This is a genomic window from Defluviitalea raffinosedens (genome assembly GCF_016908775.1).
GTDB classification, from domain to species: Bacteria; Bacillota; Clostridia; order Lachnospirales; family Defluviitaleaceae; genus Defluviitalea; species Defluviitalea raffinosedens.
This window is the reverse complement of sequence record NZ_JAFBEP010000003.1, coordinates 100,849-117,156: the sequence shown is the minus strand read 5'-3', so window position 1 is coordinate 117,156 and position 16,308 is coordinate 100,849. Positions and strand designations below refer to the sequence as shown.

Sequence of the window (16,308 nt, the reverse complement as noted above, 5' to 3'; positions counted from 1 at the left end):
ATCTTGCTGCTCTGCTCTACGCGAAAGGAGGCATTCTATGGAAGAACTTTTCTCCCAGGTGGCCAATCTGGGCTTTCCCATCATCGTATCCATCTATCTTCTGGTACGGGTAGAGGCCAAACTGGACGAGCTTACCAAAAGCATCCATGAACTTAGCAGCGCCATAGCTCAAAAATAAAGAGGAAGATTATATTACGAACTTGTTACAAAACTAAAAAAAACTTGCAAAGCAAATAATTCCATATTATAATAAATTTCGCAAGCTTACTTAGCCAGTTTACGAGTTTGTTACAGGATGTGGACAATATTACAGTATTGTTACAACTGGTTCAAATGAGTTGACTGGTAAAAATTGCAGTGATATAATCTACTTTGTAGAGCAGAGATTAGCAAGATTTGGCAGGTCTCTGAAAGAATAATACATAATAAAGGGAGGAAAAGAAATGATTAGAAGAAAGTTAGCAGCTTTATTAGCTGGCGCAATGATTCTTACTTCATTGCCAATGGTATCTTTCGCGGCTTCTGATAACCGTGTAGACAGAATACCAACAATTAAGAAAGACACAGACTTAACACCTATTCCAAATTTAGTTATTGATTTAAAAGATGGCGATGATTTAGCAGCAAATGACAAATTCACTTTGTCATTCGACAATGCAGAGTGGAGAATCGATGACGATGATCTTGACCCAACTAAAGAATATGTTGTTGGAGATTATGCTTACAAAATTATTACAAAGAAATTATTAGAATTTAGAATTGTTTCTGTAAAAGATAAATATAGTATTCCTATGTTTGTTAAGGTAAAAGATGCAGGAGAAGCAAAAGTAACTATTGATTCTATGGGATCAAATATTTCTGCAGGTACCTATGTAATTGCAAATGTTGGAGATGGCGCAACCAAAACAACTATTACTGATACTAAAAACTTCTCTAACACTTTGGAATTAGAAACAATCGTAATCGAAGAATTAAAACCAGGCACAATTGAAGATGTAGACACAAAAGTAAAAGAAATCAAATTAACTGCACCAGCAGGATTTGAATGGGTAAAAGGTGCAAAATTAACAGCAGCTGGTGGATTTAATTCTATTACTTTTGATGAAGAGAAGGACGTTAGTTACGGAACCTATGGTAAAGACAAAATAGATGAAGAAGTTCTTGTGATTAAATATAGTGCAGAAAGAGGCACAGGAAATGGTAAAATTCTCATCACTGGTCTTAAACTTAAATCTACAAAAGATGCAGATTATGGCGATGTAAAAGTTACTGTATCTGGAGATGATATTACTGAAGAAACCATTAAAGTTGGAAAGTATACTGAATATGGAATTACTGTAAAAGCAGATGGAGATCCAAGAGAATTATTCTCTGGAGTATGGGAACTCGATGCTAGTGGTTCAACAGTTAAGGAAGATGATGCTCATAAGCTTACAAAGCTTGTAATCGAAGAAGAAGTTGTAGATTCTTGGGCTTCTGAAAGAAAAACCAATATTGAATTCCCAGAATGGTTCAAAGTAGCAAAAGTTAAAGTTGATGATGCAAGCAATATCAAAAACAACTTCAAAGGTAAGACTAACGAAGATGATACAGAAAGAATTACCATCAGCAAAGATAAAAATGTTATCACATTAAGTGATATCGAAGTTGATAGAGGAACTAAGAAGGACAAAAAAGGTAAAGTAGTTCTTTTAATCTGGGGATCTATCGAAGCAGGTGCTGAAGGTGATCTTGTAGCAAAAGTATCTGGTCAAGCTTTACCTGAATCATACGAAGTAACATTGGCTAAAGTATTACCAACTGTAAAAGGTGAAGTAAAACCTGTAGAAGTACAACTTGGTTACAGAGAAGTAAAGGTAAATGATATCACCATTACTGAAACCAAAGCAGGTGCTTTAAAGAAATCTAAAGAACTTGTTATTGGTGTAGAAAAGATGGGCTTCAATAAGAACTTCAAACCAGATGTAGAAGTAACATCAGGTGATTTAGTTCTTGGAGAAGCAAAAGTTAAGAATGGTGAGATAACTATCGAAGTAAAACGTGAAAGTAAGACAGCAAGTACAATTGTAATCAAAGGATTATCAGTTGATATAGACCGTACATTACCAGAAGGATCCTATGCATTACAAATTAGCGGTTCTGCAGCAATTGAAAACGATAAGAAGGATGAAAAAGATCCAGGAAACGATTACAAATTTGACGTAGATGTATATGAAGTAGATGACTTCGTTAAAATTGTAACTCCAGCTCCTCATAAAGGAGAAGCTTCTGGTAAATCAGTAAAAGTTGCCTTCACAGTAGGTAGTGCAGACTACACAGTAGAAGGAGAAACAGTAACTGCTGATGTAGCTCCATATATCAAAGATGGTCGTACAATGCTTCCTGTAAAATATGTTGCATATGCATTAGGAATCGATCCATCCAACATTAAATGGGATCAAGCTACTAAGACTGTTACAATCCTTGGAGATCGTGTAGTTCAAGTTAAGATTGGAAGCAAAGACTTAGTAGTAAATGGAGCAGTATTAACAATGGATACAGCAGCTGAAGTTAAAGATGGAAGAACATTCCTTCCAATCTCTTGGGTTGCTAGTGCATTAAATGTTCCTTATAGCTGGGACGACGCAACTAAGACAGTTACATTTAACTAAAATGAATTAGCCCTATACAAAAGAGGCCCCTGATGGGGTCTCTTTTTTCACATCTAACATTAATTTTAGTAAGGAGGAAGGAGTATTATGTTAAGAAAAAAATTAGGTTATATTGTATTGGGAACAGTGATCGGCAGTGTATTCACTTTTTCAACTGGTGTTTTTGCGGAAACATCTAAATTAGTTTCTGCTTATCTTGCAAATCATATTCGTTTTGAATTTGATGGAGAAATAAAGAAACCTTCAGAAGACAAACCAGCTATTATTTACAAAGATTCTGTTTATGTTCCTATCCGCTTTATCGCAGAAGGAACAGGTATGCCAATTACATGGAATGCACAAACCCAAACGATAGAAATTAAAACGCCTGAACCTGAAGTAATAGAGAAAGTAGTGTATGTAGAAGTGCCAAGAGAAGAGAAAGAAGAAGAAAAAGAAAAGAAAGAAGAAAAAGATACAAGAAATTACCAGACATATCCGATTACAAAGACGTATATGAATATGGATGTAACTATACAGACTGTTTTGAAAAACGATGATGAAACAAAAGTATTTATAGCAATAAAGAACAAAGAATATCCACCGCTTCAACTGATTCAACGGGAAACAGTTATAGAGGTTGATGGAGTGCCATATAAGGTTTCAGATATTTCAGATTTACGATGGGATACGAAATGGTATCATGACATCAGAAAAGATGAAATCAGAGAAGGATACATTATATTTAAAGAAATTCCGGAAGATGCAGAAGGAATTCATATGGTGCTTAAAATCATGCAAAATGATGGTAGTGGAAAATACACCGAGGTTCCTTTTGATATTAAAGTAAAATAAAAGTTCTATAGAAAGGAAAATTAACTTGAGAAAACATATTAAAAAAATAGCATCCATAACATTAGCATCCTTACTCATATCATCTTCAGTACCTTTATATGCTGCCCAAGCTACAACACTGCAGATAAACGGTATTTCTCGTTCACTAAAAGTTGCTCCAATTGTGGAAGATGGAACGACTTTGGTAGGACTCAGAGAGATCTTCGAAATATTGGGGGTTACGGTAAACTGGGATGATACTACAGGAGCGATCAAAGCGAAAACTACTGATATGGAGTTAACCCTTATCCCGGGTACAAAGACTGCAAAAATCAATGGAACACCTGTTGAATTATCAACTGCCCCCAAGCAAGTTGGCGGAAATATAATGATTCCTCTTCGATTTGTTAGCGAAGCTTTTGGTGCAGAGGTAAAATGGGATGCTGCCAACAATATTATTTCAATTAATACAGCGCCACAAACAGCAACAGAAAAACAAGAAATAAAGCAGATAGAGTATCCAACCTTAAATATCGCTGAAGAAGGATCAAAAATTACTTATGAAGAAGCAGTAGCCAAGGCGTTGAAAAACAGTTTGGCATTAAAAAGTATAGAGGAGAGCATAAAAATTGCAGAAGAATCCTTAAAACATGCAAGAAGTTCTATAGTAACTTATAGACCAGAGGTAAACGATTATACCAAAGAAGTATCATACTATGTTGCAGATATAGGCACTATCAGTTCCTTACTGGCATTAACTCAAGCGGATTACGGAGTAACAGCGGCTCAATATCAGAAGGAAATTCAAGAAGGAGTAATAAAATACCAGGTAAAATCAGCTTTTGATTCCATACAAAAAAATAAAATGGACATGGAATTGCTGAATAAAACCCTGGAAAATGCTAAAATGCAGCTGGATGTAATAACTCAAAAGGCAAATTTAGGGTTAGAAAGTGATTTTAATAAAACTAAAGAAGAGCAGAATTTCAAAGAGCAACAGAAACAGCTAGAATCCCTTAAAAAATCTTTAGACAATGAATATATCAAACTAAACCGTTTAATGAACATAGATGAAAAAGAAAGACCAGCCTTAGAATATACGCTTAACTTTACGCCTTTGGAAATGAGTGAAAATGAATTAGATGCCTACATAGAAAGAGCTATGACAACGGATCCATCCATCATTCTAAAAGAAGAAGCAGTAAAGCAAGCCGAGTATAATCTTCATCTCCATGTTTCTTCACAATATAATCCTGCAGACAGTTATGCAGTAAAAGAAAGCAAACTAAAGCAAGCAAGAATGGATGCTACTCAAGCTAAAAATGAACTTCGGGATAAAATCCGTACGACATATAATCAAATAAAGCAGATAGAAGAGCAATATCAAGTAGATACTTCAAATTTACAGCAAGCTAAAGAGCAGTACAATATCCTAAAAACTCAATACGAATTAGGTATGGTAACAGAACTGAATCTAAAGCAAGCAGAACTGGCGATTCTGTCCGCTCAGGTAACCCAGGAAAAAACAGCCATTCAGCACGCCCAACTGGTTTACCTCCTGAATAATCCATACTTGCTTTAAAGTTTAAGCAAACTTTCTTTCAAAGCAAAAACCGTAGGGAAATGACTTCCCTACGGTTTTTTAATGTCTTCTAAATTATTATTGAATGTTTACTTTTCCATCTTTGAATCCTGCAAGTACGTTGTCGTTGCTTGCTGCATCAGTGATGGTTAATGCTTTTACGCTGATTTCATTGAAGGAAATGATGAGTTGATCTTTCACTGCATTTGCTGTTACTGCGTTTCCGTCTTTATCAGCTGTGATGAAGAGTACTACATAGTCTACACCATTCTTGTTGTATTTTTCTGTATTGTTACCAGTGTATTCGAAGATTTTATTGATCGCCAGTTCTTTAGAGCCTTTCTTAACTGTGAAGGCATCTTTAAGCAGATTTTGAGCATCTGCTCCTGCTGGTACATCGATTGCTTCAGAAGCTTCGAGTATTACATAGAGTCCTTCAGCGCCGCTGTTTTCACCTAAGATGAAGTCTGCAAGAGCGGATTTTCCAGCTGTTGCATATACTGCATCACTTACAGTTACTTCAGGTTTGATTTCGTCTACTAATCCTGGTAATCCAGAAGCTAATTCGATCGCTTGTTCAAATACGTTTTCTGTAGATACATTTGCAGCCAATTTCAATGTGATACCAGCCACATCGGTTGGGAATTCGTCATCCATAATGAATGTTAATTCGTCTTTTGTGCTGTTGTAAGTTACATCATCTACATAGTATTTGTTGCCGGAAGCATCTTGGAAGTAGAAGTCATCAGCATCTAAAGTTGCTTCGTCGATAGAACCGCTTACTGTTGCGATTGCTTTATCTTTGGCTGTTGCTTTAACTGCTGTAATTTCAGGTGCTGCAAGGGAAAGTACTCCATATCCATTGTTGGATGCAAAGTCTAACCATACAGTTCCATCCAGTTCATTTCCGGATTCATCTTTTACATTGAAGATTTGGATACCATCAATAGCAGCAGGTGTTACATCACTGTTGTTAAACCAATCTTTAACTTCGATTTTTACAGTCTTTTCATCAGCAAGTAAAGTGATGTCTGCATCTTTATGAATGGTTACCCATTTACCGCCGAAGAATACTTTATAGTTGTTTTCGTTTTCTACAGAGCTTTCATTCATTCTTTCTGGGAATTGAATGTAAAGAATTTGGTCTATAGTGCTGTTGCTTGTTCTTAACGCTTTGAAGCTTGTGACATCTGAAGAAATATCGCTATCTTCTAATTTAACTTCAAAGGAATCAGGAATCATTTCGTTTTCTTGTGTTGACATGTCTGCGAAATCTTCAATTTCTACAGTGAATGTTCCGTATAAATCGTCGTTGCTGTCAAGCACTACTTTGATTTCTTTTTTGTTTTTGGAAGAATCTTTGTAAGCGATAGATTTTACATCTATTTCTTCATCATCTTCGTCAAATACGGTTACTGTACCTAGTTGAACATCTTCACTGAATGTGATGATGAAGGTGTTTTTACCGTCTTGTTTAATGCTTTCTACTTCAGGTCTTATTGTATCGATTTCGATATCATCTCTGTCAACTTTGATTTCGATTGCATCGTCTTTGTCTACAGAGTTTCCGGAGTAGTCTTCTACGTTCCAGATATACAGTGTAATACCGCTAAGAGGGATAGTTTTTCCACCTTCTAATTCGAAAGTGATTAAACGATCGTTATCGTCATCGGCAGTGATTTTGTCGAAGGAGCCCTTCTTAGAACCGCTCTTCCATTCTGCTTCAATATCTTTTAATGCAGTTTTGATGTCTTCGTTGAATTCTACAGTTACCTTTGTATCAGTTGCAGAAACTAAAGTTGCACTTGGAGCATCTTCATCTTCTACGATGGTTACGTCGAATTCTGCATCCAGCATTACAAGATTTGCATAGTCTTTTACGTCATTTACTTCAAGAATATAGTTTCCAGCATCAATTGCTTTTCTGAAGTTAATTTTTACATTTCTGCCGTCAACTTCTACGTTCTTAATTCTTTCAACTCTGTTTCCGTCTTCGTCAACCAATTCGAAGTTGGATTCGCTTACTTGAACCAATTCGCTGAAGGTCACCTGAATCATTTGATTTCCTTTTACAGATACTTCTTCAACTTCAGGCACTTCACGGTCAACCATTTTCACTTCAACGGATTCTTTATCCATCTTGTTGCCTTTTAAGTCTTTGATATCTTCGATATCAAATTTGATTTTATCATTTTGAGCTGCTGCACTAGCTAATGTTAATACAACAGTTTTCTTATCGCTTTGAAGTTTTGCAGTTGCAAATTTGTTGTCGTAGTTTGCCAATACTTCAGCAGAATCTTTATCTACTTCTTCATTGAATGTTACGATCACTTGTTTTAATCCTGCAGATTGAACATCAGCTACTTCAGGAGCATCTACGTCATTGTATTTAACAGTAACGGATACATCTTGGGCGCCATCGCCTTTAACAATAATGGTGTTGCTGCCGTCTTTTAAAGTAACTTCTGTTTCGAATTTACCGTTTTTAACAGCTACTTCTTTACCGTTAACAGTTACTTTGTCAAGACCGGATGCACTACCGGAGATTGTGATTGCAGCTTTGTTAGATGTAGCAGGTACGCTGTCTAATTTTATTTCAGCTGCGGATACATTTAATCCTAATTCTTGTGCTAATGTTTTGTCGCTGTTTTTAGGTTTTGTTACTAATGTATCGTATGTGAAATCAGCAATTGTGGTTAATGGAATTTGGCTTCCTTCAACTTCTGAAGCAGATTCAACCAATCCTAAAGATTGTGCAAATACAGGAATAGATGCCCATGTAAAGTCTTTGTTTTCAACATATCCAAGACGTACTAACATCATTTTCATGTACTCACGGGCACTAACAGGAGCCATTGGATTTAAGTTTCCAAGGTGATCCCCTTCAATACCGAATTCAGGATGTGCTTTTAAATATGCTGCTAATTTACGAATGAATTGGCTGTGCTTTGCGTTGATATCTTTGAAAGTTTCTTTTCCTTCCCATGCAAAGTTATTCATTTCGTCGTATTTACCCATCATTTTAAGTTGCATTACGAAAGCACGGTATCTTGTCATTGTTTGAGTTGCGATAACCCCGTTGCCTTCTCCTGTGATTATTCCAAGATCGGATAAAACATTTAACTTATCAATATTGGATAAGCTTCCTGCAAAAGCCATACTTGTGGAAGAAAGAACCACAGAGGTTGCTAATGCGAAGGATAAAATTTTCTGTTTAAGATTGTTCATTAAGCCTTCCTCCTTATTGTTTTGCTTTGAACATTTTTAAATTATGTTGATGACTTATGTCGACCAACTATATGTGTATTATAGCTGATGTGGTTAACATAATCAAGGTTTTTGTTACTGTCAAATTTATCCATCAGTTTTTAGAAAACTGGTTTTTATGAGGATTAGAAGTGCCTTCATCCCCCGAAGGGGTTGATTGTTCATAGTCAACACCAGATTAGAAGTATTAGAAGGGTATTGATTATGTTGGCGACTTATGTCTATCAACTTACATAGCCTATTTTAACGAATCAGACTCTATTCTTCAATATTAAAAAAATGGTAAAGATGTGGACCAGAACTTTTTCGTCGGTGACAAACAACAGTTAACATAAGAATCTACCTATATTAATCTTAATTATTAAGACCAAGACATAATCACTGCAGAATCGTTCTTTATCCTGATTTTGGTTTTTAAACCAGGAGAGATAGGCTTTAATCACAGTACTGAATTTACAAAAGGCGCCTTATAAGGAGAAGGATTATGACGCTTGAAATTCAAATTCATGTAGAAAAAGCAAAAATAGGAGATATTACTGCAAAAGAATACTTGATTCAAAAATTTAAACCTCTTTTTTACAAGATGATGCTTTTTATGCCTTCCAACAGAAGAGACAGGGAGGAGCTTTTTCAGGATAGTGTACTGATTCTTTTAGAAGCTGTTGAAGCATATGATCCTGCAAAAAATGTTCCCTTTGAAGCCTATATAAGGGACAGGCTTAAATTCTTCTATTATAATCAGTTAAAAAAGAAAGATGCGGATTGTTCCCTGGATACGGGGTGGGAGGAAGGCAATGCTTTTATTGATGCGCTGATGGATGAGGGGAACAACATAGAAGAGGACATAGCAGAAAAAGAAGAATATAGAGTGCTCCAGCATGCTCTTTTAAATCTGACACAAAAACAGCGCAAGGTGATAGAAGATTTCTATATAAAAAGAAAGCAGCTGGGGATGATTGCTAAAGAGATGGGCTGTTCTTACAGCGTGGCTGTAAAGCATAAAGACAAAGGGCTTCATCATCTGAAAAAAATAATGAAAGTATCCTAAAATTTTGAAACAGGCTTGAATACGAACATATGTTCTGATAAAATAATGCTACAAAATGTTTTAGGAGGGATTGGTATGAATACTGTTATTAAAAAAGGGATTCAGGGCATTCTACCAACGTACGGTCCTAAGGGCGAAAATGGCATATACATATATGTAAGTACAGGCGAAGAAATATATATGGATAAGAGTATGAGAGCTTTTCTTGCCTTTTTATTTCATCAGAGAAGAATCGACCTTTATGCCCTAAGGCAGTGGACAAGTTCCCTGATTCACAGGAGAAACGGACTTCCTTTGGTGTTTTCGAGGGATTTGGTATTGGTGCCTGTTAAAGTGAGAAAGCCTATTGGAAGAACAGACGGCAGTGAGGGATATCTTTCTCTTTTGCATATAGAAGATGTCTGTGAGAAAGATGAGCAAACGATGATCCTGTTAAAGTGCGGAAAAGAGATAAAAAGTCTTCATTCGAAAAAAATTGTTGAAAGACGGGTTTTACTGGCACAGTTTATGTTGACCATGTATGAAAAAGAAGCACTCGAATGGGAAGGATTTTCCTTTGCTTATAAGGATGACCTATATCATCCCAAGAAAATACATTTATTTTAATTGGAAAAGCTTGCATATAGCAAGAGTTTGACATACAATAAAAAGTGGAATGATAGCACATGATGTAACTGGAAATAGATAAAATCAAGTAAGGGGGATTAATATGAAACATATTAGGAAAACAGCATTGGCACTGGCAGCAGCAATGGCTATTTCAACGTCTGCTTTTGCTCAAGTCTATGTGGATGTACCCGAAAACCATTGGGCCTATCAAGCAATACAGCAGGTTACGGACAAAAAATGGATGGGGGGCAATACTCAAAATCAATTTAAACCCAATAACACTATAGATTATTTTTATTTTTCTCAGATTGCAGCAAAGATTGCAGGATATAAAGATCCTTTAGTAGACAGCAGTGTTTCAGAAGAAGAAAAACAGTTTTCTCAAAAAGCAATAGATACTTACAAAAATGTGTTAGATAGTTATACTAAGAGTTTTTCAAAATGGGACAAAAGCAGTAATGAAGAAATTGCTTATCTTCTGCAAAAAGGTGTTTTAAAAGAAGCAGACTTGCCTAAATTTGTAGTAAAACAAGAAAGTGGAGAAGAATCTGTCCTTTCCCTTAGAAGAGAAGATATGGCTGTTTTTGTAGTGCGATTAATGGGAAAAGAAAATGAAGCCTTAAAGAAAACAGGTTCTACAGGATTCTCGGATGACGATTCCATTTCCTCTTCCGCAAAGCCTTATGTATTATACCTGAAAAATGCAGGTGTGATTCAGGGGGGAACCAATGTTAAGTTTAATCCTAAGGATAAAGTAACTAAAGCAATGCTGGCAAAGGTTCTTGCTGATGCCTTAAAACCGGCAGGAAATACTGGTACCGGTACTACTGCGCCATCTGCTGAAAAGACTGAAACTTCAACACCACAAAAAGAAGTTTATTTACAGGGAACCGTTAAAAAGTTTTACAGCAATTTATATTACATATTGCTTCAATATGGTGAAAATAAGCAATCCTATTATTATATCAAAAAAGATGCACCTATTTTTATTAACAATAAAGAAACCAATATCGAAACCATAAAAGAAGGAGATACTTTGCTGGTAGAGCTGATAGAAGAAAATGGCCAGCAGCGTATTTCTAAAATTACAATATTAGAAAGTGCTAAATCAAACAATACAAACACGAACACAAACAATACAAATACCAATCAACAGAATACGACATCCCCGAGCAATACCACTACACCTTCAAATTCCAGTCAAAATAGCCAGGGAACCACAGACCTTTCTTCCACGAAAAGAATTGATGGAATTGTGGATTTTGTAAGTGAAAACGGCAGAATAGATATAGTGGTAAAATATGTAGATTATAAGGGTGATATCAAAGAAACCGTTGAAACCTATACTGTAGGTCAAAGTACAGTTATTACAAAAGACAATAAAGAAGTTGCCCTTTCAAAAATTCAAAAAGGAGACATTATTATAGCGGAAGTTAGGGGCAGTACTTTATATAAAGCAGCGATCATGGAGAAGCAAAGAAAAGTAGAAGGCACTTTAGCTGAGAAAAAACAGACCAATGGAACAAAAATCATAGTACTGGAAAACAGCAAGGGAGAAAAAACAGAATATCAGATTACTTCAGAAACCATCATTACCAAAAAATCTATATCAAATGCTGCCTGGAATGATCTTAGAATAGGAGATAAAATTACTCTTGACTTAGAGTATGATAAAGTAATAGGACTTTATGCAGAAGGTTCGTTTTCGGAAGTAAAAGGAGTCGTGCAAGAAATACTGATCTCAACTTCCCAATCCAAAATAACCATTGAGTTAAGCAATGGCACAACAAAAACTTATCCTTTGCTTTCTGGAGCAATTATTAAAAAAGACAGAGGAAGAGAAAGCGGTACGATCTATGATGTGCGTTTAGGCCAAGAAGTTGAGCTCGCCCTGGACAGTCTGGAAATCGAAGAAATGATTCTAAAGGATCAAACCAAAGTAAGAGCGGTTCAAGGATATATAGAAAATATCAATTTTTTGGATGATTATTTAGATCTTAGAACATCTGATGCTTATGGATCAAAACGTATTCAGCTGGACAAAGATGTGGAGGTATTCCGGGGCACCAGAAGATTAAGCCGAAGAGATCTAGAAGAAGGGATGCTTGTGTCCGTCACTTTAAGAAGTTATGGCAGTGATCAGGCAGATACAATCAATATTTTAGCGGAAAAGTAGAGAGGATTCTCTACTTTTTTTCCATTAGGCTTTACAAAATGGCATATATTTGTTAAAATAAAATTGTATTTTTTACAAATCTGTTACATAATTATTATGAAACCATAACATTTATAGTGTGGAGGCACAATATGATTAATCTGCAGAAAATACAATCTGTTGATATGATGCAGTATTTCAAGACATTTGTTTTGAGTATTCTTGTAACCGCTGTTTTTTATTTGGGATTTGAGATTTCTTACCAGGATAATGCATATGCAGTTCTTTTAGATGATAGACAAATAGGAGTAGTAGTAGAAGAAGCATTGGCGGGAGAAGCTTTTGATGAAGTAAAGCTGTTGGTTGAGCAGGAAATTCATCATGCTATTGATGTTAATGAAAAATTGTCTACAGCGCCTACTCATGCTTCTAAAAAAGAAATAATGGATAAAGAAAAATTAATCGATGAAATCAAAAAGAATATTACATATGATATAGGATGTTACGCTATAAAAGTTGACGGTAAAGTTCAGGCGGTACTTAAAGATGAGAAAGAAGCTCAGGAGGTTCTTGATGCAGTCAAAAAAGCGTATATCAAAGAAGGCACAGAAGTGGTAGAAGCGTCCTTTGTAGAAGAAGTGGAGATAGGGCCTTTGTTTGTGGAGTCCTTAGACATGATTCTAACTAAAGAAGAAGCAGTTTCGGCTTTAACCAAAAGTACAGAACAGCAAAAAACCTATACGATACAAGAGGGAGATACGCTATGGTCCATCTCCATGAGATATGACATGACTGTAGAAGATTTGCTAAAAGCAAATCCCGATTTAGAAGAAGACAGCCTTCTTCAAATCGGCCAGGAAATCAGTTTAGTGATCCCAAAACCTGTGATTTCTGTCATGACTAAAGAAAAATTTACTTATACAGAACCTATTGAGAAGCCAGTGATTTATAAAAAAGATGATACCCAATATAAAACTTATTTAAAGGTAGAGCAGCATGGAGAAGAGGGAGAAAAAGAAATCACTGCTTACAAAGTGCGAATCAACGGCTATGAAGAAGGAAGAGAAATCATATCCGAAAAAGTGATCAGAGAGCCTAAAGAAGCTATTTTGATCGTTGGAACCCAAACACCTCCCCCAAAAAGTGCAACTGGTTCATTTAAGATGCCGGTATCGGGAACATTATCCTCACCTTTTGGTTCTCGCTGGGGAACATTCCATGCAGGTATAGATTTGGCTGCTCCGATAGGGACCCCTGTTTATGCAGCGGATGGAGGAGTCGTAGTAGAAGCAGGATGGCATGGAGGATACGGATATCTTGTAAGAATAGATCATGGCAACGGATTTGAAACCTATTATGGTCATACAAGTAAAATATATGTTACTGTAGGACAAAAGGTAGCAAAAGGAGAAAAGATCGCAGCAGTTGGAAGTACGGGAAATAGTACCGGTTCTCATCTTCATTTTGAAATACGAAAAGACGGAACTGCTAAAAATCCGTATAATTATTTAAAATAATAGAAGATTTATATTTATGGGCGAACAATGTTCGCCTTTTTTGTTAATAACGTATTTTACATAAAAGCATATTTTTGGTACAATGAAATCAAGCGATGTGAGAAGAGGTGGGGAATATGAATCAAAAAATTTTAGTGGTAGATGATGAAAAGAATATTGCGGATATTATAAAATTCAACCTGAAAAAAGAAGGTTATGAAGTGCTTACAGCTTATGACGGGGAGCAAGCCCTTGACATCATATTCAGTAAAGATCCGGATTTAATTTTATTGGATATTATGATGCCAAAAATAGACGGCTTTCAGGTATGCAGAAAAGTAAGAGAAAAAAAAGATACACCCATTGTCATGCTGACAGCCAGAGCAGAAGAAGTGGATAAGGTTTTGGGCTTAGAGTTGGGAGCAGACGATTATGTAACAAAGCCCTTTAGCGTAAGAGAACTGATGGCAAGGGTAAAGGCAAATCTAAGAAGGGTAGCAGCAGCTGAAAAAGAATCCAAAGGAGAAAATAATAAAAGTATTATTACTTATGACAATTTAGCCATCAACTTAGATAAGTATGAAGTAACTAAAAACGGAAAAGTTATTGAACTGACGCTTAGAGAGTTTGAACTTCTAAAATTCCTGGCCTTAAGCCGGGGACAGGTGTTCTCAAGAGAAACCCTTTTAGAAAAAGTATGGGGATATGAGTATTACGGAGATATTCGTACCGTAGATGTAACTGTACGAAGACTCAGAGAAAAAATAGAAGACGATCCCAGTCATGCCCAGTATATATTAACCAAACGAGGCATTGGGTATTATTTTAAGGGGTAGAGTGATATACATATGAAAAGTATTCAGTGGAGGTTGGTTTTTATCTACCTCACTTTGGTTTTAATCGTAATGATTTCCAGCGGTACTTTTATTCTCTGGCAAATTCAGCATCATGAATACAGTAAAATTAATAATGAGCTCAGTGATATGGCAGATATGATCAAGAATGCTATTATATCGGAAGACGGTTCTATACAGTCCGGGTGGAAAGATTTGAGTTGGTTTTGGGACGGCAGTTTTGGGAATAAGAAGATTTATATTCTGGATTCCGAAGGCAATATTGTTATAGGAGAAGGAGACCAGGAGCAGTGGAATACAAGGGTTGTATACCAGGCGATCGTTAACAAAGAACCTTCCATGGGAAATCCTATTCTAATTCTGGAACGGGGATACGCAAGAGAGTATATTGATTATGCTTATCCTTTAGTACTGCCCAATAACCAGGTTCAATATATTATTTATATAAGAGCATCTGCCCAGGAAATAGCAGAAAACATTGCCAAAATCACAAATATTATTCTGGTAGCATCCATCTGGGCTTTATGTATTACCATGATTTTTGGCTTTTACTTTGCCAAGACTCTGACAGGACCGATTAAAATACTGACTGCAAAGGCAAAAGAAATGGCAGAAGGGTATCTGGACCACAAGATTGAAGTGAAGTCCAGTGACGAAATTGGTCAGCTTACAAGAAGTTTTAATCATATGGCAGAGGAATTGAGTCAAATGATTTTAGCCATGTCCAGTGAAAAGAATAAGCTGGAAACAGTCATCACCCATATGGCAGATGGGATTTTGGCTTTTGACAGAAAAGGTATGCTCATTCACGCTAATCCTGCAGCTTATGAAATGCTAAGGACCAGCGGAGAGGAAAAGTATTTTTATGATATTTTTAAAAGTGCCGGAATAGAGCTTCACTTTAATGATTTTTTAAAAATGAAGCCAAACTCAATAAAACAGCATATTATGATGATAGGAGATAAATACATTAATGGCTGTTTTGCGGTTTATGGAAGGGAAAAAGGAGAGGCAGAAGGGGTCATATTGGTACTTCAGGATGTAACAGAGCAAAAAGAACTGGAAGAAATGAGAAAGGAATTTGTCGCCAATGTATCCCATGAACTTAGGACCCCTCTTACAACCGTAAAAAGCTATACAGAAACCCTCTTAGACGGAGTTTTGGAAGAAAAAGAGCTGGCGGTATCTTTTCTTCAGGTGATCAATCATGAAGCGGACAGAATGACTGCTCTGGTGCAAGACTTACTTGAATTATCCAGATTAGACAATAAGCAAGTTAAATTTAACATAAGAACCGTCAATCTGGCCCAATTGGTTGCAGAAAGTGTACAGCAGCATCAAATTCATGCTTTAAAGAAACATCAAACCATGAAGTTTCATTCGAATGTTGAAGAGATTTTTGTTTCTGTAGATCCTGACAGGATTCATCAGGTCTTAAGCAATGTCATCAGTAATGCCATCAAATATAGCCCTGAGGAAGCAAGAATTGATGTATACATATCTCAAGATGAAGAATGGGTCAGAGTAGGTGTAAAAGACACAGGAATTGGCATACCCCAAAAAGATCTAACTCGAATCTTTGAAAGATTCTATCGGGTAGATAAGGCAAGATCGAGAGAAATGGGAGGAACCGGACTTGGATTGGCTATTGCCAAGGAAATTATGGAACATCATAAGGGGAGAATATGGGCAAAAAGCGAGCAAGGCAAGGGTACAACCATTATCCTGGAATTTTGCAAATGATGTAATCTAAAAGTAAGGGGCTTGTAATCTTTTTGTAATACTTTTTTTATATAATAGATATAGTGAAAGACGATAGATTATTGGAGGAAG

Annotated in this window: 11 protein-coding genes; 10 read left to right on the top strand and 1 reads right to left on the bottom strand. The window is 36.2% G+C overall.

Annotated elements, in window-relative coordinates; all coding sequences use genetic code 11:
- Positions 1-37 precede the first annotated feature (37 nt).
- The 4 genes from JOD07_RS03760 to JOD07_RS03745 all read left to right on the top strand — a co-directional run bounded on the left by JOD07_RS03760 (position 38) and on the right by JOD07_RS03745 (position 5,046).
- On the top strand, positions 38-178 hold the full coding sequence (locus JOD07_RS03760) for a YvrJ family protein (RefSeq protein ID WP_158739393.1): 141 nt from the start codon (positions 38-40) through the stop codon (positions 176-178).
- A 265-nt stretch (positions 179-443) separates the two neighbouring features.
- Positions 444-2,651: a copper amine oxidase N-terminal domain-containing protein gene (locus tag JOD07_RS03755; RefSeq protein WP_204612271.1), complete on the top strand. Its 2,208-nt coding sequence runs from the start codon at positions 444-446 to the stop codon at positions 2,649-2,651.
- Between the two features lie 87 nt (positions 2,652-2,738).
- Positions 2,739-3,485, top strand: coding sequence for a stalk domain-containing protein (locus tag JOD07_RS03750; RefSeq protein ID WP_158739395.1), 747 nt, complete (start codon positions 2,739-2,741; stop codon positions 3,483-3,485).
- 25 nt (positions 3,486-3,510) lie between these two features.
- On the top strand, positions 3,511-5,046 hold the full coding sequence (locus tag JOD07_RS03745; RefSeq protein WP_204612269.1) for a stalk domain-containing protein: 1,536 nt from the start codon (positions 3,511-3,513) through the stop codon (positions 5,044-5,046).
- A 78-nt stretch (positions 5,047-5,124) separates the two neighbouring features.
- On the opposite strand, the gene JOD07_RS03740 is transcribed toward JOD07_RS03745, so the two are convergent.
- Positions 5,125-8,274: a hypothetical protein gene (locus JOD07_RS03740; RefSeq protein ID WP_204612267.1), complete on the bottom strand. Its 3,150-nt coding sequence runs from the start codon at positions 8,272-8,274 to the stop codon at positions 5,125-5,127.
- A 523-nt stretch (positions 8,275-8,797) separates the two neighbouring features.
- Here JOD07_RS03740 and JOD07_RS03735 point away from each other — a divergent pair.
- The 6 genes from JOD07_RS03735 to JOD07_RS03710 all read left to right on the top strand — a co-directional run bounded on the left by JOD07_RS03735 (position 8,798) and on the right by JOD07_RS03710 (position 16,218).
- Positions 8,798-9,361 carry an RNA polymerase sigma factor gene (locus JOD07_RS03735; RefSeq protein ID WP_158739399.1) on the top strand — a complete coding sequence of 188 codons (564 nt, stop codon included), beginning with the start codon at positions 8,798-8,800 and terminating at the stop codon, positions 9,359-9,361.
- Positions 9,362-9,436: 75 nt separating this feature from the next.
- Positions 9,437-9,967, top strand: coding sequence for a hypothetical protein (locus tag JOD07_RS03730; RefSeq protein WP_204612265.1), 531 nt, complete (start codon positions 9,437-9,439; stop codon positions 9,965-9,967).
- Positions 9,968-10,070: 103 nt separating this feature from the next.
- Positions 10,071-12,146: an S-layer homology domain-containing protein gene (locus tag JOD07_RS03725; protein ID WP_158739401.1), complete on the top strand. Its 2,076-nt coding sequence runs from the start codon at positions 10,071-10,073 to the stop codon at positions 12,144-12,146.
- 131 nt (positions 12,147-12,277) lie between these two features.
- Positions 12,278-13,642 (top strand): peptidoglycan DD-metalloendopeptidase family protein, encoded by a 1,365-nt coding sequence (locus JOD07_RS03720; RefSeq protein ID WP_158739402.1) that lies wholly within the window; start codon positions 12,278-12,280, stop codon positions 13,640-13,642.
- Positions 13,643-13,758: 116 nt separating this feature from the next.
- Positions 13,759-14,457, top strand: coding sequence for a response regulator YycF (yycF, locus tag JOD07_RS03715; protein ID WP_158739403.1), 699 nt, complete (start codon positions 13,759-13,761; stop codon positions 14,455-14,457).
- Positions 14,458-14,469: 12 nt separating this feature from the next.
- Positions 14,470-16,218, top strand: coding sequence for an ATP-binding protein (locus JOD07_RS03710; RefSeq protein WP_204612263.1), 1,749 nt, complete (start codon positions 14,470-14,472; stop codon positions 16,216-16,218).
- Positions 16,219-16,308: the final 90 nt, after the last annotated feature.